Annotated in this window: 18 protein-coding genes; 7 read left to right on the top strand and 11 right to left on the bottom strand. The window is 44.2% G+C overall.

Translation table 11 applies throughout. The annotated features are described in order from the left end of the window. Positions 1-3 precede the first annotated feature (3 nt). Positions 4-4,038 carry a hypothetical protein gene (locus tag DEO27_RS03755; RefSeq protein WP_112569883.1) on the bottom strand — a complete coding sequence of 1,345 codons (4,035 nt, stop codon included), beginning with the start codon at positions 4,036-4,038 and terminating at the stop codon, positions 4-6. 346 nt (positions 4,039-4,384) lie between these two features. Between DEO27_RS03755 and DEO27_RS03750 the strand changes: the two genes are divergently transcribed. The 4 genes from DEO27_RS03750 (at position 4,385) to DEO27_RS03735 (ending at position 5,761) form a co-directional block, all read left to right on the top strand. Further along, positions 4,385-4,654: a hypothetical protein gene (locus tag DEO27_RS03750; RefSeq protein WP_112569881.1), complete on the top strand. Its 270-nt coding sequence runs from the start codon at positions 4,385-4,387 to the stop codon at positions 4,652-4,654. Positions 4,655-4,773: 119 nt separating this feature from the next. After that, positions 4,774-5,202: a hypothetical protein gene (locus DEO27_RS03745; protein WP_112569879.1), complete on the top strand. Its 429-nt coding sequence runs from the start codon at positions 4,774-4,776 to the stop codon at positions 5,200-5,202. After that, positions 5,189-5,527 (top strand): hypothetical protein, encoded by a 339-nt coding sequence (locus DEO27_RS03740; RefSeq protein ID WP_112569877.1) that lies wholly within the window; start codon positions 5,189-5,191, stop codon positions 5,525-5,527. The genes DEO27_RS03745 and DEO27_RS03740 overlap by 14 nt, the downstream gene beginning before the upstream one ends. Before the next feature lie 30 nt (positions 5,528-5,557). Then, a complete protein-coding gene (locus DEO27_RS03735; protein ID WP_146750013.1) occupies positions 5,558-5,761 on the top strand; it encodes a hypothetical protein in 204 nt (67 codons plus the stop codon). Between the two features lie 103 nt (positions 5,762-5,864). Here the strand turns inward: DEO27_RS03735 and DEO27_RS03730 are convergent, their stop codons facing one another. The 10 genes from DEO27_RS03730 to DEO27_RS03685 all read right to left on the bottom strand — a co-directional run bounded on the left by DEO27_RS03730 (position 5,865) and on the right by DEO27_RS03685 (position 22,908). Continuing rightward, entirely contained in the window at positions 5,865-8,945 is a 3,081-nt protein-coding gene (locus tag DEO27_RS03730) for a gliding motility-associated C-terminal domain-containing protein (RefSeq protein ID WP_112569875.1), read from the bottom strand. 399 nt (positions 8,946-9,344) lie between these two features. Next, on the bottom strand, positions 9,345-12,938 hold the full coding sequence (locus tag DEO27_RS03725) for a DUF6443 domain-containing protein (protein ID WP_112569873.1): 3,594 nt from the start codon (positions 12,936-12,938) through the stop codon (positions 9,345-9,347). 10 nt (positions 12,939-12,948) lie between these two features. Beyond that, positions 12,949-16,653 (bottom strand): DUF5977 domain-containing protein, encoded by a 3,705-nt coding sequence (locus DEO27_RS03720; protein WP_112569871.1) that lies wholly within the window; start codon positions 16,651-16,653, stop codon positions 12,949-12,951. 942 nt (positions 16,654-17,595) lie between these two features. After that, the gene (locus DEO27_RS03715; protein ID WP_112569869.1) at positions 17,596-18,744 is read right to left on the bottom strand and encodes a type II secretion system F family protein; all 1,149 of its coding nucleotides are present in this window, start codon (positions 18,742-18,744) and stop codon (positions 17,596-17,598) included. Next, complete coding sequence (locus DEO27_RS03710; protein ID WP_112569867.1) at positions 18,731-19,231, bottom strand: type II secretion system protein J; 501 nt, start codon at positions 19,229-19,231, stop codon at positions 18,731-18,733. The genes DEO27_RS03715 and DEO27_RS03710 overlap by 14 nt, the downstream gene beginning before the upstream one ends. Continuing rightward, a complete protein-coding gene (locus DEO27_RS03705) occupies positions 19,215-19,589 on the bottom strand; it encodes a hypothetical protein (protein ID WP_112569865.1) in 375 nt (124 codons plus the stop codon). Before DEO27_RS03705 ends, DEO27_RS03710 begins: the two co-directional genes overlap by 17 nt. After that, positions 19,571-20,839: a hypothetical protein gene (locus DEO27_RS03700; RefSeq protein ID WP_112569863.1), complete on the bottom strand. Its 1,269-nt coding sequence runs from the start codon at positions 20,837-20,839 to the stop codon at positions 19,571-19,573. The genes DEO27_RS03705 and DEO27_RS03700 overlap by 19 nt, the downstream gene beginning before the upstream one ends. 1 nt (position 20,840) lies before the next feature. After that, positions 20,841-21,440, bottom strand: a complete 600-nt coding sequence (locus DEO27_RS03695; protein ID WP_146750012.1) for a toxin-antitoxin system YwqK family antitoxin — start codon at positions 21,438-21,440, stop codon at positions 20,841-20,843. Then, on the bottom strand, positions 21,437-21,940 hold the full coding sequence (locus DEO27_RS03690) for a hypothetical protein (protein WP_112569859.1): 504 nt from the start codon (positions 21,938-21,940) through the stop codon (positions 21,437-21,439). Before DEO27_RS03690 ends, DEO27_RS03695 begins: the two co-directional genes overlap by 4 nt. An 8-nt stretch (positions 21,941-21,948) precedes the next feature. Beyond that, on the bottom strand, positions 21,949-22,908 hold the full coding sequence (locus tag DEO27_RS03685; RefSeq protein ID WP_112569857.1) for a hypothetical protein: 960 nt from the start codon (positions 22,906-22,908) through the stop codon (positions 21,949-21,951). Positions 22,909-23,121: 213 nt separating this feature from the next. On the opposite strand from DEO27_RS03685, the gene DEO27_RS03680 reads away from it, so the two are divergent. Genes DEO27_RS03680 through DEO27_RS03670 form a run of 3 tightly spaced genes read left to right on the top strand, consistent with a single transcriptional unit; the run spans position 23,122 to position 25,494 of the window. Then, complete coding sequence (locus tag DEO27_RS03680; protein ID WP_112569855.1) at positions 23,122-23,547, top strand: type IV pilin protein; 426 nt, start codon at positions 23,122-23,124, stop codon at positions 23,545-23,547. Between the two features lie 52 nt (positions 23,548-23,599). Then, positions 23,600-24,064: a hypothetical protein gene (locus tag DEO27_RS03675; RefSeq protein ID WP_112569853.1), complete on the top strand. Its 465-nt coding sequence runs from the start codon at positions 23,600-23,602 to the stop codon at positions 24,062-24,064. Continuing rightward, positions 24,064-25,494, top strand: coding sequence for a GspE/PulE family protein (locus DEO27_RS03670; protein ID WP_112569851.1), 1,431 nt, complete (start codon positions 24,064-24,066; stop codon positions 25,492-25,494). The genes DEO27_RS03675 and DEO27_RS03670 overlap by 1 nt, the downstream gene beginning before the upstream one ends. Positions 25,495-25,496: the final 2 nt, after the last annotated feature.

Below are 25,496 nucleotides of genomic sequence, written 5' to 3'. Positions count from 1 at the left end.
GGGTTAGTTTACATGTACATTGAGAGGCGCAGAAGTTAGTTGTGTTCCGGAAGAAAGGTTCTGAACCAGCACAAAATTGTAAGACCTGTTCTGTGCAGGAACAACCAATGTGGTAGACGTTTGCCCGGCTGGGATGTTATAAGTATACACTTGTTGGGTCGAAGTGTCTGTATATTGAAGGCTTGCGCTTGCTGTCGGAGCATCAGAAGTAAACGACCAGCCTAGCGAAACTGCAGTTCCTGTTATGTTGGATATTGCGATACCTGAATAATTTGGTGCAGCCTGCCCCTGGTAGTGATAAGTAATGTTTTTGATGATGTTCCCATCTTTATCCTTGATATTTGTCAGACGTTGAAGGTTATCGTATTCGTAATAAGTTGCCATATTTTTTTGATCGGTCTGTGATGTCATCCCTACCAGTGGGTCATATGTGTAAGTGGCCAGCAAGGATCCCACAGGGTATAACCTGACATCGTCTATTTGCCCGTTGACCGATATTGCATAACTATTTGCCGTTACCGAAACGCTGCTCTTTGTCAAAGACCAGCCATTGCTTGTTTTGAGCCAGTAACTCAGCACATAATTCCCGTTATTTAATCCGGTAACTGTATAATTGAATTGTCCATTGTAGGCATAATGGCCGGTTTTCGCATCGAAGGTGTTGCCATCTCCCTCTTCGAACCCGTCGTAATAAAATTTGGTCGTATTAACACTGGTTGCCGATTGCAGATAGGCATAGGTGATGGCCTGATCCGGCGCGCTACCACTTGCCAGGGATACGGTTAGTGTATATGTTCCTGCCGGCGCGTTTATTGAAGCGCTTCTAGGATAACTACAGGTTCCGTTCGGATATGGCGCCTGGTTCCCGCAAAGAATTCCGCTGCTGCTAACAGGCCCCGTCAACGTATACCTAGCATTATAATTATCAGGATACGAAACTACCGGGTTCAGTACTATCGTACCGGCGGCCGATGTCGTAAAAGTTGCCGTTCGCGTGCCGCTTGAACTTATGGCAACAGTGCTGCTGGTTGTTGTGTTTATAGTGGTCGTTGTGTTAGCCGGCGCATTGGACAATACGGCTACCGGAAAAGTGTTACTGTAACCCCATTGATAAGCCTTATAGCCGCCATTAACAACATGCTCCAAAAGCGTGTTGCCATTGTTATCAAAAATATCAGTAACCATGCGTGGCTCATACGTGCCGTCTTTAACCAGGCAACAGCTTCCTGCGATTGTAGATGGGGTAAACGCAGCTTTGGGATCGCTGATCAGTGCCTTGTAAACCAGATTTGCAACCGGCAGAGTAGGATGATAAGAATTCAGTGTTGCTGATAAAGTCTGCGTAGTGGCTGAGCCATCATTTAACTGGACCATTGATTCCACGGGCAGCGATACTGCCGATTTGCTTTGAAGATTGACAATACCCTTTGTAAAATCATCTTCCGGATTTGACGGTGTTCCGTAATCCAATGGAAATTTTGTTAGACTAGTCGTCGTATATCCTTTGCTGTCTACAGTGCTCTGACTAACCTGGTTGCGTGTTCCATTAACCGCGTCATAGGCATAATTGGTTGTTGTAACCGTGTTATTAACAGAACCATCGTTAGGATAAAACGTCTCGACTTTCTTTTTTAAATAAGGGAAATAGTAGAAGAACCTTAGGGCAGAATTATTGACGAACGTTATATACGACGGACCACCTACGGGCCCGTTTGCATAGTTTCCAATATATTCTTGCTGAACAGATGACAAGATCAGTTTGGTACATTGATCAAAACGGGTTGCATCATCGTTGTAAGTGAACTGCAGCTGGTGAATGATTTTATTATTTTGGTCATAACTAGTTTCAGTTAGAATCCTTCCTCGTTCAAAAGTCCGGTTACTATTGTGAAAAAGATAACTTTGACTTGCCCCGGATAGTGAAAAAGCGATTTGGTCAGGATTGTTATTGGGGTAACCGTTGTCATGGTTGGTAAAAACGGTGGCCTTCATTCCATTGAAAACGCCATTGTTACTTTGTCGTTCAATCACATTACTGTAGGTTACGATATTACCGTCATCATTCTGTGAGGGATTGATGGAGTTGCTGCTCCAAAATCCAAAGTTAACACCCGAACCCAGTGAAACCGCATTGCCGTTGCTATCGTAACGAACATAAGTTACCTGGTCATTTACAGCATATGCAGGTTTTGGCATACCTAATACCCCGCTGGATACGTTATCGGTTAGATTATTAACATACTTATACTCATAGGTAATCGGAGTAAGATTAGCGTTGTCTGTAGTTACCACTTTCTGTACCCTTACCCCTGCTCCCGTCATTGCAGATGGCAGCGTGTTTACTGCTACGGGGAAACCCACCCATTTGCTATACTGGTTCGGTTCATAAAAAAACTGGGAATAACCCCCTGTCGGATAGGTGACCTTCGTCAGAATTCCGGCTGTTACGTAAGCAGGGTCAGGTTCCCTGAATTGATAATAACTATCCTGGAAGGCTGTGGTCACGAAATTATTAGCATCATAGGTAAAAGCCGGTAAGGTCTTCTGACCATTATAAAAGCCCCAATGATCCGTATGAATGGAACAATATGCGGGTAAAGGCGTTGTATTATAGGTAAATGTATAAGCCGGTAAATCATTTTCCTGAACTGAACTTAGAAACAAGCGTGTGTTTGCATCACTGCTATAACTAAGATTAAATGTTTTCAGGTTTTTATTATTGTTGTCATAGACCTGTATCGAATTCAGTTTATACCACATTTCCCCGAGATTGCCTTGACTGTTAAAAGGGAAATAAGGCGTATTATTGGCCAGATCGCCATAGGTATGAAAAATATTATAAGAATTCACAATCCCTGGACTGTTTTTTGCATACCCATTTCCTGCGTCCCTTATGCTAGTCGTATTGCGGGCTTCCAGGTAATCTACTTCGTTGGAGGGAACCGCATTAAAAACCACCTTTCCTTCAGGAAATACAATTGTTTGTAAATAAACTGGATCCATTGCGTTCATACTGAAATCAAGTGGATCGACGTTAAACCCTTTTCCGGAAACGCTTATGGAAGTTCCGGGTATCGACCCGTATACCTCATAATTTTCACTCATGGACGGTGCATAGGTAAAGACAGTGCCATCCCTGAAATAATTGAAAGTAATCTTTTTTCCACTTGGCAAGTCAATCTCAGATACGTGCCAGGCCATTGCAGTCATATTGTTATTATAGCTCTCGCTGGAAGGCCCTCTACGGTTAAATTCAATGGTGGTATTCGAGCCTCCGGAAGAAGGATTTCCGCCAAAGATATACCTAGTTCCGTCGCCGGCGGTCAGCGTGAATTGTACGAACGTTGGATTAATCGTTTGATAATCAAATTGGCTCGAAGAACTGGCAAGCGGTCTTATCGTAACAGAACCGACCGTTTCCTGGATTCTTAATGTGGTTCCGTCAGCGGACCGAACCTTCCATTTCCCGTCACTGCCTAAAAAAAAGGTGCCTGAAATACCGTTGATACTAAAAGAGAACTCATCAGGAGCCGTGTCTACCACCACATATCCGCTGGTAGTACCTGTACTTACCGCATGTCCCTGATATTGTGAGATAGAATAATTCTGAGTATGATTAGCACCAAAATACCAGCCATAATGCATATTATCCCCATAAGGCGAATTATAACCAATGTAATCCGAAGCAAACTCATCAGGTAAATCATTGATCTTTCGGGTTATAACGCCGTCTGCAATTAAATTCCATCCGGTCCCAACCCAGCCACTATGTGTGTTCGGCTGCACGCCTCTTGCATAATAGGATAAGAATAATGGAAAGTTAAGGTTATCTGACTTTATCGTGTAAAGCGGAACCTTTATATCAGGAATTCCGGTAAATTCACCTACAGGTACTTTAGTATACTGAATAAACCCGGCAGCATTAGGGGGAGTAGCAATCTCGTTGCCGGAAATCGTGTTTCCAGTTTGTGCATTAACAACTAAACTTGTAACAAGAAAGATTGTTGATAAAATCAAACAAAATAAAAAAATTCGCATAAGGTTAGGATATTATAAAAAAAGATAAACCTGCCGGATAGCAGAAAAACTACCGTACAAAAAACGCTACATACTTAATATCAAGAAATTAGCTATTGGACTGACAGAAATTCATAAGAGATGTAATTCATGTGAAAAGAAATAGGTTGATTATGGTTCAAATATAAATATTATATAAAAAAAAATAAAAAAATATTTTGTCAAAATATCTTTAAATCAAGGACTACAAAATTCGATGCGAAAGCGACTTTACCGCCTCATTTCAATTTGGGGACCACAAAACTATACTAATATTCTTAGCAAATCACTATGCTTTTTTACAAATTTTTATTCACCTTTGTTTTACATGACAAGTAAGTTATTCGATGATAAGGTAGTAAGGGCAAAAACCCGGTCGGAACGCTGGATCCAGCTCGTGCCGGATACCACCGGTGGTTATTGGCTCTATGAGCCATTGCCGGAGTTAAAATTGGGAAGATTATTGTTTGACCAGGAGGATAACTGGATTTATGATGGTGACTTGTTGAATGTAAGCGAACAGGAAGATGTCGCCGCGGTAATCACCGGCTGTCAGCGTGAAATGGATGAGTTATTGAGCAGTATAAAGCAGTTGTAACCAGGCAAATTGTTTTGCTTCTGACCGGCAAAACAAAAGTTGAGCAGAATGACGAAATTACCAGCGGGGGGTTAACCGATTTGAACGGACCTCTTGCCTGGTAAATAATCGAGGGGATTATGGATAAGAAATTCGAAATCATCAGGCAGGACGGTGATGACCTGATCTTTTTAACAGAAACGGAGATCACCTTAAGGGTTATTACACCTGCACAACGGGAGAAGCGCGAAAATTGTGCAACCGATGTGTTTGAGCTTACGGGGAACTATATCAGCGTACGCATCAATAATCTTGACCTTCCGGATACATTGTTCCCGGTTACCCAGGTTTACGCCTTTCTGATTGTAAATAGTGAACCGATAAAAGCAAAATCGACAATTGAGGACATCAGGGCGGCGATAGCATACTACTGCAGCTCGAAACTGAAAGCCGGCATCCAACAAATTCAGATCATAGACCTGGATGGCCTGGAAGAAGTTATTGCAGATAACATCAATGAACCTGCTGAAAAGGCGGAATATGATTTTAAATATTTTGAAGGGAGATAAAAAATTGATCTACCTGCCGGACGGCAGTTTCAAGATGAGTATCAAAGAACGTGAACTAAAGGAGACAGAAAGCGGGCGGATCCTGTCGGCCACGCTGTTACAACCTTTTGTGGATGCGCAGCCTTTGGGTTTTAACTATGACGATTGGGAGATCAGGTCACAGTATGTGTTTACGATATTGGCCTGTGATCAGAAAATTGATGGATTTATGAAGCCAAAGGCAATGTATTTTGAGGCCCTTGACTTCTTTTTCGGGCAGGTACTAAAAACAAATAATTACCTTCCTGCATTACCTTATCATTCCTTTTTATTTAAAGACGAATAAGAAAATTATCATGAAGAACAATACGATTATTTGAGTTCTTTATCGGATGAAGACAAAGCCTATCGGGACAGCCTCGCTCCAGGCGACAGGGCTTTATACGACTATTTCAGCAGGATGCCCGCAAAGCCAAAGAGCCGGGACGGAGTTTTTAGGCTGGACACCGCTATCGGGCCGGAACTGACTATAGGTGATTGCACTCCTGAGCTTTGGGCGAAAATAGGGTGTAACGGCTAATGCCGGTTATGCGATCAAGGCTCATCTGCATATTTTGTAATTGCCGCCGCTTAATTCCTTACTGGCGAAGTTTACTGATGAGTTGGGCAAGCACGTTGACACCTTAATAAATCAACGTCACATTGCCTGAAAACTTTTTGCCTGCCTTCTTTTCTGAAATGATGTAATAATAGGTCCCTGCGGGCAGTCTTTTAGTTCCCATCCGTCCGTTCCAGGGCGTATACAGGCCGTTACTTTGATAAACTTTCGTTCCGTAGCGGTTAAACACTTGTACCGAAACATCGGGGACGCTTTCAAGCGGAGGTATTACCCAGGTATCATTGATCCCATCACCGTTCGGCGTAAACGTATTCGGGATCGATGTTTCCTGACATTGTTCTGAAACTGTAATTTGTTTTGTGGCCTGGCAGCCATTGTTATCGATTACGGTAAGCTGAACAATTTGCGGACGATCGACACTAAATTGAGATCCACCTTTTACGCCGTTCCAGAGATAAGTCGAATAACCTTCGTCAGCGGTTAAAATAATGGTTTGATGAGCTGAGGGACAAATGACAGCGTCGGGAATATTGATCACCGGCAAAGCATAAAAATTTATATCGAAGTCTATGTGCCTGTAGCATCCTGTAGTGGACGTCAAGCCCACACCATAATTCCCCGGTCTGGTGATCGTGATCAGATCCGTGCTTTGCCCGTCGGACCACCTGATACTCCCCTCATTGTAAACAGCTCTCACCGTCAGCAACTGTCCATCGCATAAGGTTTGAGTTGTACTGCGTTCAAGCGTTAACCCAGGTTCCGGATTAAATGTCAGTGCATATTCGGTTGAAACGTAAAAACAAGTATGTAGAAGCGTACTGGTCACGATTGCCCGGTATCTGCCCTCCGCCGTAGCGTTTATTGTACTATGGCCATCCCACTCTGGCAAGGGGACACCGTTATTGGTCCAGTTTATGGCATAATCTGCAGATGGACTTATACCGGCGCTGATTTTAGCAATATCACCCGTGCAGTAACTGGTCTTGTCCGCAGTTAGTTGCGGGTTTGGTAAACGCGCCAGGTTAACCTGAACATTTTTGGTCCCGACCCAACTCCCTTCGCAGGAACTGACTTCCAGCGCATACAAACCGGAAGCGGTTACAGTAAGCACATTGCCCGTTATACCGTTTAGGACACCATCCTTATACCAGCGGTACTGGTATGATGGGTTTAATGTTGTTTTGAGTATCGTCGATGGTTCATTACAATAGCTCAGTACGTCCGGATAATCAAATGTAAAATGTGGTAACGGCGTAAAAGATAGGGCGGCTGCTTCCGAAACCTTAAAACAATCGCCGTTTTTGGCTGTCAATTTAACTGTATAACTACCGGGTTTAACCACCTCTATTTCCTGCTTGTTCAAATTTTCGGTTAATGGCTCGCCGTCTCGGTACCAGTTTATATTATAGCTATCGTCTGGCGGCACACCGGAATTTAAATGCGCCGTTTCTCCTTCGCAATACTTGAATTTATCAGGGATAACTTTAGGCTCAGGTAAGTTGATAAACTCCACCCCCGTTTCTTTTGACGGCACCCAGGTTCCGTCACATGCACTGACTTCAACTTTATAAGTACCGTTTTCGTTTACCAGCAGAAAATTATCTGTTTTATCCAGCAGCTCCCCATCTTTATACCAACGGTAATGATAGGCCTGGCTATAATCTGTTTCCAGTTTGAATTCGGAGATACCGCAATACTGTTTATGGTCTGGATAATTAAAGCTGAATATCGGGGCCGAGATCACTTCCACCTTCAGGTGGTTACTTTCAAAATGAAAATTCTGGCAGGGATCGTACAATACCGCATAATAGTCGCCGGGCTTTGTAGTGACCAGTTCTACGCCGCTTTCTCCCGGTAATTCCTGTCCGTTACGATACCACTGCACCGCAGCATTGCCATCGTTATATTGATCTGCTAAAAGATGAGCTTCGTTACCCTCGCAAATGCGTTTTAATGCGGGGTCATAAGGTTCATTTTCAAAAGAGATCAGTTTGGCCTGCTGGTTATTGAGCGCCGCGGCGTAGTCAGGCTTAACGAAATAAAGCCCGTCATCGGTCGCGAGCCAGAAGCCGTCCTCGCAAACCGGTTCCCTGGTCGACTTTGGATACACTGAAATATCATTCACCCGGATATTGCCAAGCTCATCAAAATGGCTAAGTGTGAATTCATTTAACTGGTTATTATTCCCATAATAGTCGTACATGGCCGTACTGTAATACAGGCCCTGATCTGTCCCTATCAGCATATTCTCCTTGATCAGCCCCGCATCAAAAAAGGCGTGCCCGTCACCGAAAGCCGTGAGCCCGTAAATACTGGTAATCTTGTTTACCTGGATATTATCCAGGTAATGCTTATAATTATCACTCAAATAGTAACTGCCGCTATTTTTTATCTGGAACATTCCCTTATCATTGCCCCAATAGATATTCAGAAAGTTGGGATGGATCTGGGAATCATAAATCGTCGGGGTAGTATAAAATGCGGTATTAATATGATCACCAAACGTTTGTCCATCCAGCCACACATAACCCGGAAAATAAGTATGATCGTCAAATACCAATGTCGGAATAAATCTTAGTGTACCTGTTTGCGGGCCACTGGAATCGTAAGTACCGCTGTGAAATAATTTTTTATAGGTCGCTTCAAATATCTGGCTGTCTTCCTTATGTGAACTCAGTATCAGCTCCTCCGTATCCATATTATAGCGGAACATACCGTTAAAAGTCCCTATGAGGAGCACATTAGCGGTCTCGGTTAAAAATATCCCGCTATAATCAACACCTATGGAATTGATATCATCGACAAGCCCCTGGGCTGCGGAGATGGTATTAGTGACTCCCTTTTTGTATTGTATTACCATTTTATTGCCGGTCGCAATAAAAACGGTATCAGCACTTTCACCGGCAATATCAATGAAAGTTAAATCATGATATGAGGAAAACTGAGCGGTAAAATCGTCAACCTTTTTAGTAGCGCTGTTTATCCGGTATACCTGGTTGTGCTCTGCCAGTACCCAGGCGTAAGGATCATTAAAATCACATTTTACTCTCAGGATTTTTTTACCGCCAAGGATATGGGTATTGACATGGAACTGCACATTCCCTTGCGCATATTGATTCTGATGACAAAAAATCACCAGAATCATTATTGCACAGCGCCTTACACATCGTATTAATTTGCTTAAGATAATTAACTCATGACTAAACAAAATATTATTCAAAAACAAGTGAGTATATGATGTCGCTTATTGCAATCAAAAAGCATTGCTACAAAATTGCCTCAGGCAAGAAAGTAAAGATTAAATACCAAGTAAAAAATGTTGATTACTGTAATAATCCCAATTACTATATCGGCATTTCGCTCGCTTAAGTAATTTCTTGCTAATACATTCAAAAGAGCATTCCAGATTATAAGGAATCCCCCGCTTCGGTGTATAAAATTCACCCAGGCATAGTCCAATTCATGAACCTTATCTCCGATTCGTCGAAGAAATATCATCCGAATAATAAATATTGCCAAAAACGAGATTAACTGTGCCCTATTACTAAAAATGGACCTGTCCAAGGAATTTTTTTGTTTCAACGTCATAATAATCAGTGTATTGTTTGCCGGCCCCACCAAATGCAGGTACCCAGTAGTTTTCATCTATAATGTAAACGCCCTTTTGTTCTGATGGGTTATCTTTATGCAGGATTAAGTAATTTTTCATAATATCTTCTAACGACGATGCTGCCTCAGAAAAAGACATTGTTTGCAATTTTATTGTGGTCGCTACTGCAACTGTTGGAGTAATGCCTTTTAGAAAGTTTTTAACTCCTTTTCGAGGTTTTTTAACAAAATTCACCAAATCTTCCTTACTGGGGGCGAAGCTAAGTGCTCCGAAAAAATCAGTTAGCTTATCAGACCATTCTGCATAACCAGTAAGAAACTCATGTTCTTTATTAAAATCGTCCATCCATTTGCTATTATTAATGGTCGTAATTTTCAAGCTATGATACTTATCGCTTATCGGCTTAATAGAACCAATAGTACGTCCATCATATTTTCCACCTGATAAAGCACCATTATCTTTTTTTTCATCTTTCGAGTTATCTTTTTGATGTCGTTCTTCGTGCTGTTGTTGTTTGTTTTGAGCGTTTTGCAGTCCTTTTCCCAAATTCACAGCGTCTTCTCCTGTATATAGATCTCCGCCTAAATCTCCGCCACCATAAATTACTTCCATACCATCAGGATCGATATTCCGCATCGGATTGTTCGCTACATAATTGTAGGGGCTAAATCTTCGACTAATTTCAGCCAGCGGATCAACGGTCGTCCACCTCGCAATCACAGGGTCATAGAAACGCGCGCCATAATCATATTCACCTAGGTCCTTTTGTAACTCCTTATTGCTATACAAATACGTATTATCCGGGTTAGGTGCAAGGATTTGGCTATAAGCTATTTGCCTGCCAAATGCATAATAGTCGGTAGTCTGCAATATTTCATCAACTGTTAACACCCCGTCATTATTCTTATCGCCAAATACAGCCCTCACGTTACCTAAATGATCCGCTATATTGTATTCAAAAATGTAAGCACCACCGGCTCCGTTAGGCGTTGTCCTGCCTTCAGGCGTATGTATCAATTCAATCGCATTGGAAACATATTCTATCCCGTCCACATAAAAACGGTCTTCTACAGTTGCCCCAGCCGAAGTAGTCAGCCGCTCAAGTTTCTTGCCTGTTGCATCATAAATATACTTGAGTACCTTAGTTCCGGTTGTGATATTGACTTGCGATGGAAGATTTAGCTCATTATACGAAATGGGGGTGGCTATCGTTTTTTTGCTATCAGTTAGTTGGTTTCCATTGGAATCGTAAGTATAATTACTATTGTAGGCTTCAGTACCCGAGGCATCCGAAACACTCATCAACATATTGCTTCTATTGGCACCATTCATATAATTATAGACTAGACTATTCAGCGTGCTACTCGCGCCACTCTTACGTGTAAGGGTCAGTATGTTTCCTAATTCATCGTAGGTAATTGATTCATTATACGAAGTATTGTCTGCAGAGTTCTGTGCTTTGTAATCCGCGATTGCCAAACGGTTCATCGCGTCATATGTAAACACATATCCCTTATATTGTTGCGGCAGCGAAATAAGTGATGACCACTTAGCCTGCCATTTGATATTGCTGATATTGCCGTTATATTTTGCGGTACCGCCGATGCCGTTAGTCACCTGGTCGTAATCGAGATTCTCTCCAAACAAATCCAGTTGGGTTGTGTAGGTTTCATCCAAGGTAGAGGCCGAATTATTGATCCGGCTCAGCCAGCCCCTAGAATTGTAACGATAGTCCACATGCTGCAAGAAGCCCGAGCTTGCCGGCATACCAGTGGCAGTACTATGCAAATGCTTGGTGATTAGCTGACCTAATTCATTATAATCATTCTTATTAATATTAACAATTGTCCCTGTGGTAGTCGGCGTGCTATATTGCTGTTTTAGCAATAACGACCTGTTCATATGATCGTAACTTGGCGTCGATATGACAGTAACAGATGGTGTCGACGTTGAAGAAAGATAATGTTTACGAGTAGTTTGTGTGGATGTACCTTGAAAACTATACTGACTTTCAACGGCATCAAATTTATTAGCGGAAGTGCTCCCCCCCTGATAATGTTGACTTAGCGTTTTTACAACATTTCCATCTTTGTCGTAGATAATCATTGAAAACAAATAATTACTTGCCCCCAAAACATTTACCAGTTTCGCTGTGGGCAATCCTCTTGGGTTTTGTTCCAGGGAATCAATTGAAGTTGAAGGAGCAGAAAAAGCAGCGAAGGAAGGATTTACGGTTGTATTGCTTAAAACATCATACCTATCATAATAAGTCGCCGTAAGTACTTTTCCTCCCGTGCCGGTTAAGTCAGGGTAACTCACGTGTGTATAACCATAGTTCGTCGTAACATTTGTAAACGATTCAAAAGTCGCAGTAATCGATGCATCCGCAGATGACTGCAAGCTGCTCCTCGTCGCGGCACTGGTTAATTTACCTGTCATAATAACGCGCCCTAAAGCATCATATTTAGTTACGATCCAAATTCCTAAGTTTTTTTGATTACCATCCTGCGTCAGGATGGGCTGATCTTTGCTGTTATAGACAATGTATTGCCATCCTTGCCCTGGCATCTTCTTTTCAATTGGTCGTCCAAGATCATCATAATGGTATCCATAAAAAAAATTGAGAAACACAGCACTACTTTCGGTAAACGAAGAAGGCATGGTAACTGCAGTATTGGAACCAGATGCTGATAGTGCTGGCGGGATTACATACCGTAGGTTCCCCAGGTCATCGTAAACGTAATCTGTGGTTACATAAGTGCCTGGGCCGGACTGTACTTTTTTACTGATTATCCTGTCGTCAAAATCCTTAAACAATATCACTGCGTTACCGTCTTCATCGATCATATTAGTGACAATCAAGCTTCCCGCTGGATAGCTCGAAGTCTGCGTGGCTCCAGTAGAAGCGGTACTTAGCACCCAAAACTTAATGGCATCAGTGGTTGTATTTACCGAGTATGTTTGCGTAGCAGTGTGCCCTCCTCCGATCTTCCACGAAAGACCAGGTGCACCTTGTTCAACTGGCCGGTTTAACGGTGACGCTTCAAATTTCGTTTCTGCGTAAGCCACTTGTGACGCAGTCGGGATTTGTACAACACCCGTTGTTGGTGCATTATAAAAGGCAGCCTGAGCGCTCGTTATTGCATCAGAGCGGTAATTACCGGCTGTCCCAGTTGGTGCATAGGGTAGGTATTTTTTTACTTCTCTACCGAATACGTCGTAAGCTTTTGGCAATATAATATCATTTCCCAACGGCGACCCTTTCCACTGTACCGATTGCAATGGTCTGCCGAGTCCGTCCGCATATTCGATGTTGATCTGAATTTTAGTCTTATCTGTACTGGCCGTTTTAAGGGAAGCATCGTCGGTTATTCCTTTTATTCTGGGTGTTGTAGTGATAACATAGTTTTGATTAATGGATTGTCCCAAACTTATAAAACAAAATGAAATGAGCAGTTGGATAGATAAACAGGCTTTCAATGCTACAAAAAACCTGTTAGTTGTTAGTGTTAAGGTTTGCTTCTTCATGGTTTCTGCATTAATTAACCTGTACAAATGAATCTGAACTCCCGGTCGCAATGATCACATTACTAAAATTGGCAGATGGCGCGGTTACGGTTGGACGTACATTACCCAATTGCCAGGTATGCGGATTGAATGGCGATACCGGCGGTAACTGGAGGCTATAAGTTCCTGCAGGGACTTGTACTACCTTACTGCCTGAAGTCGGGAAACTATACGTGAGCGTTTGCGGGCCGGAAAAAGTTGCCTGGAAACCGGCCAGGCCGGTATTATTAGTCAGCGTAAAGTTGATCATCTGGACCGGGCAGCCGCAGACTTTATTGGCATATGCCTGGCCGTTCGTGTTGTAATCATACTGGGCCTCCGCATTTGCTGAAGCTTTGGTTGACGAATAGTATTTATTGGCGGCAACAGTAAAGCTGGTAGACTGCGGATTAGTTCCGGCAGGGCAATTATTCCGGGTGATGGTGCCGCTGACCACGTCATTTCCTATGGTCATATCATAATTATGATAGCCATAGTTCTTAACAATATTTCCGTTCCAGTCTTTTGCATTCTTAAGCCGTTGAAAGGGGTCATATTCAAAATTTGATATCGTGCCTTTAGGGTCAATCAATTCTGTCAGCCCGTTACAGTCATAAACATAAGTATTGATATGGGCATCCTGAGGATATATAGCTAATTCATCTATTGTTGTTGAGCCGCTTACGCTAATCGTCGAAACATTGGCCGGAATCAGGTGCTGATAGAAAGTCCAGCCATTGGCTAACCTTAACGGAGTTCCACTGATAAATGATCCTGCGTATACTGTAGCTGCCCCGCTATTACTCCAATAGGACAATACGAATGTTTTAGCCAGGTCGGTATTGCTAAAACTGACGGAACCGTTACTCAGAGGATAAACCATTTTGCCCGTTGGCGCAGTATCATCCTGAACAGCAGCGCCGGAATAAGTCCAGCCACCGGTATTCCCGGTCTCAAAACTGGTGTATGCGCAATTTCCTGGTATCGCATTTTTTACCTGTAAAACCGGCAAAGCATAATTATAGTTCCAAATAATGGAAACAGGTGTAGAATTTCTTGGGGTATATTGTATAAGATTACTTTTAAGATCGTATGCGTCGAAGCTGATCATTTGTGCATAACGGGTATCGGCCGACAGATTGCTTGCCGAAATAGCGCTCGGAACAAAATTTGTTAATGGTGTTGCTACTCTTAACCTGCTGATCTTTTCTGGAACTATGGCAAGTCCATACAATCTGTAGTTGTGCAATTCCCCTGCCGTAACACCATTTGTTGCCAGGGTTACATTTTTAACCGTATCCCATTTCTCGATCATCTCCGCCTGCATATTACGATTGAGCATAGTGTCTAATGCCGCGTTACCGGTAGCCGTTTGCCCTATAGCGAGGTAGTCAGCCGGGTACTTCATCGTAGAAATATTGGTGTTCCCTTTACTATCGACATGATACGACCTTGTAACCTGCTGATGCCTGATATTGTCATACTTGAATGTTTGTGCCGATGTACTGAATTTGGTCGTATCGGTTTGATCAAAATTATAGATAGTAGTGCCGGTAATATAATTATCGTCGGAGGGAATACTGTAGTTCTGGGCTACAAACTGGTTAAAATTATTGGCCGGTCCCGCTCCGCTCCCGGCATATTGTATACCCATGGCATTCGGGCCTTCGTCCCAAGCCATTTTGTCGATCACCATACCTGCATAGGCGTGGTTATTTAAAGGAAAAGCAGTGTAGGTATTCACCTCGCGCCTGACCACCTGGTAAATACCAGCCCCATTGTTCTTGAATTCTGTCTTTTTTAATAATTGTCCCCTGGCATAAAAAAAGGTTTGTATAATGGGCACACCGCTGCGGGATGTCATCCGTGAGTCGGGCTGATCCCTGAAAATATATTCCGTTTTCCCGGTATTGGATGCTGGTGTACCCGAATATTCAGTGACCGACGGATAGCCTACTACGGCGGCATCAAATGGAACAAGATCGTTCGACGGATTAGAGGAAAAGGTCGTATAATTTTCTGATCCGGTTTGTATTCCGGGTAGGCCGGGCCCGTTACTTCCTCCCCAATAGCGGTACTGTTGGGTGTTGGTAAAATAGCTCGATTGCAGGATGGCATTAAACGTGGCGCTATTATACTGGTAAGTTTTAGTTACGGGTGTCGCGTTTACGTTATCATAACTTTTGACCGTAGCGATACGCAAACCGCCTACCTGAACCAGGTTATGCTGCGCATCGTAATACCGATTGGTCTGATACGTGAAATCCGTATGGCCACCTGTCGGAAAATCGATACGCTGCAGAATATAGGCCTGCATATAAGTAGAGTCTGAATTGCGATTATTAGCTACGCTGCTACCGACGGTGTAGGTGGCCGGAACGCCATTAGAGCTTGCATTGACAACCATTTGAGGAACCAGAGAGGTACTGGTCGTTTTTCCGTTATAATAATCCCAGTAATCTTTGGCGAACGAATCATAAGCCGGCAGTGTTACACTGGTATTATAGGTGAACCTGTAATGCTGCATCGTCGATCCGGCAGCATCCTGTACCTGGATGGAGTCGAGCCTAAGTCTTGAGTTTCCTGTACCGATGAAATAGCTTTTGTAAAACACGACGCTTTTTTGAAGTTGATAGCCCTTGCTGGCGAAATCAAATGCGTAGATCTTTATTTTACTTAAGCCATATGTTGAACCACTAATATCCGTTCTCGCGGCCCCATCCATCTCGAATACTATTTTTCCGTTTTTAAAAAGGATTTGGGATAGCGCCTGTTCGCTTACACTGGTATAGACCAATGAATTGTGGTGATCACCCGGCGTATAGTTCATCGTATAAGGGCAAGAGCCCGAAATAGAGACATTATCAGTAACTAAATCATAATGGGTAGTTGCCGAAGGATAAGTAATATTTTGTGTAGCATAAGAAAACAATATACTGTCACGCTTATCCTGGGAGATCATGCTTTCCAGCATCCAGGCAGATACGACTGATTTGGTATTAGTTGAGGTTGTAGTCGTGGTGGTTTCCGTATTAGTACCAAACCCAAATTTACTAACGGTACCATGTTCATCAATGATTTTAAACCTTGGCGCATTTTGAAATTGACCCGTGGTGCCGGAATTAATAAGGCTGATCGGGGCAAATGGGATCAATGCCGGTTTCAGGCCGTTGGTGCTTTCAAAGAAAAACTTCCCGCTGTGGCCGGGAATGTCATAAGAAAAAATATCCGGCCTTGAATCTTTGTATCCCGTTACTACATCCCTTGCATAATCGATATCGGTATTATTATTGTTCAGATCAAGTGAATTATAATCCCGCAATGAACCTGAGAGCAAGCCGCTGACGTCATCATCAGGCATGCCCATTACCTTTCTTGAAATACTTCCACCAGCCGAGACCGACCATCCAAGCCCTACCCAGCTTGCTACATCTGAAACCTTATTTCCGGAAGCATGGTAGGATAAGGTAATAGGCAGTTCCAATGATCCGGATTTAGCTGTAAACAGGTTGATGGATATATCAGGTACACCTGTATAGTAATTAACCTTGTAGTCGCCATATTTCGTAAAAGCCGTACTATTGGGGGCTAACGGGAACGGGTTAGGAATAAAATAACGTGAATTAGCGATTTGCGCGGACAGGTTGTCGGCCAAAATAAGCAGGACAAAAATTATCCCCAGATGTTTAGGTTTCATTAATGATGAAAGGTATAAGGTGAATAGAAAGATCAGCGAATTACAAATCAAGAGATAGCTGCAATGCCATCCGTATATTTGACGCTCACGTGTTACCTAACATTTGGGATACAAAAGAATTTTTTGCACAGGACTGCTGCAAAGTGATCAGGAAAAGGTTCATAAGGGCAATTGGTTTGGTAACTTCTAATTTAAAAACATATATTTTAAATTGCAAACTTTATTTAAAATATATCAATATAACTACCTGAAAACGTGACCATTTATAAAGAAGCAACGAACAATAGTATTTAAAGCAAACTGTATAATAATACCTATGCTGTTACAGGAAAAGATTATTTGTGAATTCTAATTCTGATTCGCTAACAAACTGTACCTGGGGATTGTATTAATTGAGGTTATGGGTATTAGGACTAAATATAGTACTGCTTTGGGGCACATTTACTCCCCTAAATAACGTTACCGTAGATTCTGCTGCTCCAGCACCTCTTAATACAGTCAATCCCTTACCAACACCCGAATCCAAAAGACCCGCACCAGCATTACCCAGTATTGGTCCGCCTGTTTTCGCATCATCAGTGACTACAGCTTTAGTGAGGACATAGCTTTCCTTCACTTTTCCATAACGGTCGTTGGTAGCTGCATTTGCAAGGATTTCACCAGGATGTTTGGCCGCATCGTTAATGATTCTCTTTACCGTTGTTACCGGATTAGTGGTAAGAACTGGCTTAATTGATTGATAATGATTAACAAATCCTTGTTTTATATTATCAGCCCAAGCTTTCCAGTCCGGCTACATCCTGTCTGGGTCTTCAAATCTGATTGGATCAGTAGTTCCCCTGGATATTTCCATACCAAAGGGGGAATAATCATCCTGCAGCCTGATCGTGGCAGCTGAATTTTGTGCCTTTTAACAGCAAGTTTTCAACCGCTATATTTCTCTTACTGAAAGCTATTACTCATCTGGAACATCGGCAAGTACATGGCGATCAGGATAACCCCCACGATGAGTCCTAAAAAAATAATGATCAGCGGTTCCATCATGCTGCTGATCGTGGAGGTTTTGTATTCTACCTCGTCGATATACTGCTCAGAAATCTTAGCGAAGAAATAGTCGAGCTGGTTGGTCTCCTCCCCTACCTTTAACAACTGGATCATTTTGGCCGGGTAGATCTTGAACTGCTGCAAACTTTGATGCAGAGATTCTCCTTTCATGATGTCGTCTTCCACTTTTTGCAGGGAGGATTCGATGGGGTAAAAGCCGATCATTTGCCTACTTAGCGCAATGGCCCTTAACAAAGGGAGCCGAGCATTGATCAACAGGCGCATGGAATTACAGAAACGGGCCAGGTAGATCTTTTGCACGATGTTACCCGCCAGCGGCAGGCGCAGTACCAAGGCGGAAATAAACTGCCGGTAACGTTCCGTTTTGCGGCTGTACCAGATCACTCCCGCGATGATCGAGACAATGATAACGAATCCATAAAAGTTATTCTCCATCGCCTGCGAGATGCTGATGATCTTTTCCGTGATCCAGGGCAGCTGGCCACCGAAGCGTTTGAACACGTCGCCGAACATTGGCACCACAAACTTCAACATAAAAAATACTGCCCCCAGCGAGGTGCTTAATACCACGCAGGGATAAGTGAGCGCAGAAACGATCTTCCGCCGCTGTTTGATCTTATTCTGGTAGAATTTCGCCAGGTCTTCAAGCACCTCTGTAAGCTTCCCCGTTTCTTCTCCGATCTGTAAACTGTACACCTCGTAAAGCGAGAATTTCCCGGTTTGATCCAATGCCCGGGAAAAGGGGGCCCCTCTCAGGACGGATTCCTGTATGGTGCCAAACAATTGTTTGTCCTTTTCTTTTTCCTGGTCGGCAGTAATAAGCTCAAAACTGCTTTTGAGATTGATGCCGGCCAGCAACAGTGAGCTAAGCTCCAGGTACAAGGCTTCTTTTTTTTTATCGCTCAGCTCCTGGTTACCAAAACTGATGTCCTTGTTAAGCAGGGCTAACAGGCTGTTTTCACCGTTTTGTTTAGGTGGTTTCGGCGCTTTTTGGGGTTCGTATCTGCTTAGGTCAATGCTTGGCATCTTTTAATGGCTGGAAAAGGTTGACGGAACTGTATATTTTATGATAATGATACGGAATTTTCTGGTTGTCCAGGAGCAGTACGAGTTGTAAATCGTCTATCATCTTTCCAGGTTGATCGCCATCAATAGGCACTGATTCAAAGGCAGTGTTGAAACTTTCGGTGATTACCTTAAAAGTATCAGCCAGCATTTTTTGACGGATGACTTTATCTGCCAGGAAACGATAGCTGACCGTATCTTTGCTGCTTGTCAGCGTAAGGGTATTGCCGTCCCTGGTAATCCCCTCCGCTTTGCCGATTTCCCTGCTCAGGCGCTGGTCCAGGGTGGTCACGGTACTGGTGCCGCCATTTCGGTCGACAAAAGACAGGTACGAATGACTGATGATCGCGTAGGCACTGTACATCATGCCGATCACGACGGCGGAGATCAGCATGGCGATAATAAGCTCCATGATCGTAAATGCCGGAATTTTATGGTTGATCTTCATGGCTGATGATTACTTTCTTTAACTGCGCTACCTGTTCCTGGTTAGCGTCAAAAGCGGTCAGGGTAATGACCGATAGCCGGGGCTCATTTTCAAACGGGCTTATGTCCTGTTTGACGGTTATGTCGTCAACGGTGACCGTCTGACCTACAGCAGAACCGGCCAGTTCGTCCCGGAAGAGGATTTCCTGCAAAACAGCCTGGGCCCTCAGCTTTTTCGGGGACAGCGACAGGCGGCTGATATTCGTAAAGATCATCATGGCGATCCCAAATACGACGATAATAATGATCATCGAGACGATCACTTCCAGCAGCGTAGATGCACGGAGCTTATACCCGATGTTCAGTTTGCCTCCAGCCATTGTAAGATCTTTTTAGGTTTGCCTGCAACCGGTGCAAGTTCGCTGCTTAAATAATACGAAGAAAGCGAGCGGGAATCGATACTGACATTGATCAGGTAGTTTTCGTACCGGGTAAATTCGCTCTGGTATAAAAAACGCCTGGCAAAAACACTGCCGTCTATCCTTACCCCCGCCTTTAGGTTCAGGATACCCGAAGCGTAAACCTGCCCGCGGACCAGGGCGCTTTTGCCGAGTGAAATAACAGGCGGCAATTGCTGTTCGTCTTTTTGGTAACTGAAAATAAGGCCTTCAAATGTACTTCGGTCTCCGAGGTCTGATCTGGCGGACAGCCCGACGGTATTTCCGGTACCAAACCGGAGCAGCCCAAGGCAGGAAGGGTAACTGAAACGGCAGTTACGCCCTGTGCTGACGGAATCCGAAGCAAATAGCTGACAGTTGCCACGGAAACCGCTGCTGACGGATATGCCTTTTGCGAATACCAGGATATTGTTCAGGCTGGCTGTGCTGTCGATGAATATGGTGGTGTCTGAATATAAAATGATATTCCCGGTCAGGCTGATATGGCTGATGGTTTTTACCTGCTTACCAAAACTGTAGGTAAGGACCGGTTTCAGGAAGGACTGTGCGATGCTGTCCGTGCCGGCAGGAAAGCCACTCACCGGGGGCGACAATGCCAGTTGTTTTTTTAGCTGTTCCAGCCTGCCTGCTGAAAGTTGCGGCAGCTTCCTTTCACTATCGGAGATTTTACCGTTAACAATGTCGGGGTTACCGGTATAGGCTTTGTTATCCACATAAGCGGCCCTGATACCTGCTTTAGGGATAAACGCGTTACCCCTGATAAGCGTATTTCCGCTGACAGAGACCGGGCGGTCTTCATCAATGAGGTATAAGGCCGCCCATTGGGCTGAGTCTATGGCGTTTGCCAGGGAAAATACCTGGTAAAGCGTATCGCGTCCGGTAAATGCACTTGCACTGCACACCTCAAAGATACCCCAGTTCGTTTTTTTTAAGCTGACCGAATCGGCATCACTGTTGAAGAGGCTGAAGGTACGACCATCGTTATAAATACTGTCCCTGGTGTTGAGCAAAATAGTTATACCGGAATTCAGGTTGTTCCGGAGCTGATCTGAACGGAATTTGGCCTGGTACCGGGTTTTATACAGGTATGCGGTGATAATAAGCGCGGAACAGATCACGCTGATAACAAGCGTGATGACTATGACCATATACAGGGCGGAGGCTTTGAGCATGTTATGATGTTGGCGCTTGCCGGGTCTTCCCGGCTTTCTTTTTGAAAATATTGATCCTTTTCAGGAAACTGCCGTTTTTGGAAGGAACTATTTTACCCTTTTTGTAAATGACCGTTCTGACAGAATCGCTGCCTGCATGAAAAATGATCTTGCCGTCCAATTGGTCTCGTTCATACCTGCCGGATTGCGTTTCGGTGCCCTTACTGTCGTAATAGGCGAATTTTCCGGTTTTAAGGCCTTCCTGCCAGGTGATGATGCTGCTCAGCCGGCCTGTTTCTGTCCAGGTTTTCCATGTACCGTCCCTGAGGCCGTTCCTGAATATGCCCTGTTGTATTAAATGGTGGTTGCCGTCTGATTCCTCGTAAATGCCATTGAGCAATTTGCCGCTGAAACCGCCCTGCTGCTCATGAATAGCGTTGTTGCCGAACCAGTAATAAAGCAGATCCGGCCGCGTGGAAATCGTGCCGGAAACGGGATGTACCTGGGTACGGATCGTTTTCCCGGAATCAGAGATATGGATATTGTACAGCCCGTAATCGGGCATCTGGGCCATAGCGTTCCGGGAAAATAATATAAATAAACAAGTCAGTAAATGCCTCATGGTGTTGCCGGTTTTAAGGGGATGTATTTTGTTTCGCCCTGGTAGGCGATTTTAATCGAGTCCTGGTAGTTTCTGATCAGTTTCAGACCGCTGTTCATCTCGCCTTCGCTCATCATCAGTTCCGTCCCGTTCAGGTGTACGATGGCTACCAGTTTCCTGGAATCGGCGTTACGGATATAGCCCACATACCTGATAAAATCCCAGTTCATAGCAGCAAGCCGCTGATGCGGCGCAATTTGTGCCATGCCTGGTGGCGCTGGTTTACGGCTGGCCGTATCTTTCCTTTGCACGATACCAAAAGGATCTCGGTAGTTCAGCAACAGGCGGGTGGTATCTTCGGGGATGGAGTAATCGTTATAAGCCTCTTTTTTCACCGGGCCCGACATTATGGCCGCATCCGGCCCGTTATCACCCAAAGCGCCGAATACCCGGTAGATGATCAGGCCCCAGACGATCATTACAGCACCTCCCAAAAGGTATGTGAATTTTTTGTTCTTCATAAAACCGTTTATTGGAGCACAAAACTTTGTAACGCTGAAAGGGCGCTTTCATTACCGGCTCCGTCGAGTGCGGAGACCTGCCAATAGATCCTTTCTCCGGAAGAACCCTGCGCAAAGCTATAGGTATTGGTATTCAGCAAGGCCGGGAATGCAGTACTATAGAGCGTCGTGGAATCTGCCTTATAAACATACAGCTTATAGTTTGAGGCTGTAGCGGACTTAGTCCACTGCAGGCCCACCGGCTTGCTGATCACCGCATTGTTTTGCGGGGATGAAAGTATAACGGCAGCAGGAGCTGTGGCGTCGAAACCGATGTTATTGACGGCAGACCATTTTGATTGTTCTGTCGCGCTCTCCGCCCTGACCCGCCATTGGTAGTTCTGGTCTTTAGGAAATTTATAGGTATACTGCTGGCCCGGGATGGTCAGGTCAATGAGTATATGGCTGGCATCAGCAAAATTATTCGTATCCAATTGCAGGTGGTAGCTGGTGGCGCTGAAAAGCGCGCCCCATTTAAAAACTGTGCTGCTTTGATTGGTTACTGTATTGTTAGATGGGGAACTCAGGATCACTGTTTGAGCAGCGAGTGAAGAAGGTATAATGGTCAGGTGATTAAGGGTGCTGAACTCAGTTTGGGAACTTCCGTTTTCTGCCCTCACCCGCCATTGGTATTCGCCGGGGTCAAGGGTCAGCGTAAACCGGTTACTTTTAATAAGTGTATCTTCGACCAGGCCGCCAATGGTGTCGAATCCCGGTGTCACTACCTGTAACCTGTAGTAAAGGGCATCTTCCACTTCATCCCACCAAAAGTTCACATTGTAACTGGTGCTTTGGTATTTATCTGACGGGGCTTTAAGTGTTACAGGCCGCTTGCTGATATTGGGTTCGATAAAATCCTTGCAGGCAGACAAGAAGACCATCGATAGGGCAAACAAAAAAAACAGGAGCTGTGCGGGTTTAAGTTTCATTCCGACTAAATTAAAAATAATTCATCATATGACCGGGAATGTTTTGCATGCAACGTGAATTAAGTATCCGGATACCAAACTGGCAACGCTGATTATTGTACCCTGATTGACACTTTACATTTTTCAATACAATATTTATTCTTCTGTATATCAAATGCTTTCAGACGGAAACATTTGCACTGAAATATTTTTTCTGTACTTTAGGCAGGAAATATGAGATTGCCTAAATTAAAATCACAAAAACGCCTTCCCGCGTACACACTTACCGAGATCCTGGTTGTACTGGTGATCATCGGTATACTCATTCTGTTGATCCTTCCGAATTTACTCCCATTGATTACGAAAGCAAAAAGTACGGAGGCCAAATTGCAGCTCAGTCATTTGCAGATGCTGGAGAAAACGTATTTCTATGAGCATTCCAAGTATTCGAAGGATCTGGGCGAACTGGGTTTTATCCAGGAGAAGCTGAGTACGGAAGGGAAGGATGCGAAAGCCAATTACCGGATCGAAATCGTTAATGTTTCCAATACCGGTTTTACTGCCAGGGCTACTTCTGTTGTGGATTTTAATGGAAATGGTACGTTCAACGTCTGGGAGATCGACCAGGATAAAAATTTAAAGGAAGTAACCCCCGATTGACGTGGCACTATTTTTAAAGTTAATTGTCTTAACGACGCTTGGCGTATTTACTATGCAGGATTTTAAAGAACGTGCCGTTTACTGGTTCCTCCCTCCTGTTTTAGCTGCTGCTTTGATCGGCCTGAAGCCATTCCGGAACATGGATGATTGCTGGCCGGTTATATTCAACCTTAATTTTATCGCTTTACTGCTCCTACTATCAACGGCTGTTTGCTCGCTCTGGAAGCGGCGGTTTATTAATATTTTAAAATTCTGGGGATCAGGCGATATATTGTTCTTTACAGCCATCTCGTTTTATTTGTCGGCACTGAACTTCATCCTCTTTTTCGTTACCGGCTCGATAGCCCTGCTGTTTTGCTGGAGCCTGTGGAGAAGGGTCTCAGGGAAGATCGCCCGCTATATTCCAATGGGGGGCTTTCATGCTATTTTATTACTGGCCTTATTGAGCTGCGACTGGTTTTATCTTCATTTTAATGTAACAGAGGATCTCTGGCTGTGGCACATGATCATTCACTAATGGAAAGGGAAGAAATATTTTTGCTGACGGAAAACCTCCACCTGCTGAGTAAGGAACAGGCCTGGCATTACCGGGTATTGCCCGAGCGTGGAACAGAGCTGCTGATGGAACTGTATTGTGAGGCTGGCGTAGACGAGGGCAGCCTGGCTGCTGAACTGGAAGTATTGCTGGGAAAAGAGATCCTGCTGAAACCGGTACCGGTAACAACGGTTGCCCGTTTGCTGTCAAAATATTACCTCCGGGAAAATGCGGCAGAAGGCACCGCACAGTTACAGATGAGCAGGCATGCGGATGATTTTCTTGAAAATCTTATTTCAGAGGCTAAAAGCCTGAAAAGCAGCGATATTCATATTGAAAAATATGAACATAAATGCCGGGTCAGAATCCGGATCGATGGGAATATGGTGGAGCGTTACCTGCTCAAAAATGAAGATTATCCGGCGCTGATCAACAAGATCAAGATCTACGCTAACCTGGATATTGCTGAAAAGCGGCTTCCGCAAGATGGCAGGATCAACTTTAAAAGCGGGGATCAGCAGTTCGATATCCGTGTGTCTGTGTTGCCGACCTTATACGGAGAAAAAGCAGTACTCAGGCTGTTGAATAATGACGCGACCGATATTGATCTGAACAGTCTTGGCTTTTCGGATACTGACCTGGAAAATTACCTCCAGGGTGTGAAAAGCCCCAATGGTATCCTGCTGATCAGCGGGCCGACGGGTTCGGGAAAGACAACCACACTGTACGCAACGTTAAAATTATTGAATAAAGAGACCCGGAATATCCTCACCATAGAGGACCCGGTGGAATACACGCTGGAGGGGATCAACCAGGTACAGCTTAAAGAATCAATAGGGTTGGGTTTCGCGGCGGCACTGCGCACTTTCCTCAGACAGGATCCGGATGTGATCATGGTAGGTGAGATCCGGGACCCGGAAACAGCCAATATGGCCATCCGGGCGGCACTGACCGGTCACCTGGTATTGTCAACAATCCATACCAATTCAGCCTGGGGAACAGTGTCACGCCTGATCGATATGGGGATACCGTCTTTCCTGGTGGCTAATACCCTGAGTACAACAGTAGCGCAGCGGCTTATCCGGCTGCTGTGCCCGCATTGCAAAACACTTCATGATTTTGACAATTCGCTGTATCCGCGCCAGTACCGGCCGTCGCGTGATCTGGCTTACCATTACAAGCCGCATGGCTGTGAACAGTGTTACTATACCGGTTATAAAGGAAGAAAAGCGATCTATGAAGTAATCCCGATCGACCTTGACCTGGCCGAAGAGATCAAGAAGGGAAACGCTAATATCCACAGTCTTCTGGCGGGTCGCGGTATCCATACACTGGCAGAGAATGCTTTCAATATATTCAGCGAGGGCCTGACTTCTATTGACGAGATCTACCCGCTGTTATTTAATTATTAAGT

This window comes from Mucilaginibacter rubeus, from assembly GCF_003286415.2.
GTDB lineage: Bacteria > Bacteroidota > Bacteroidia > Sphingobacteriales > Sphingobacteriaceae > Mucilaginibacter > Mucilaginibacter rubeus_A.
This window is presented reverse-complemented; position numbering and strand designations above follow the sequence as displayed.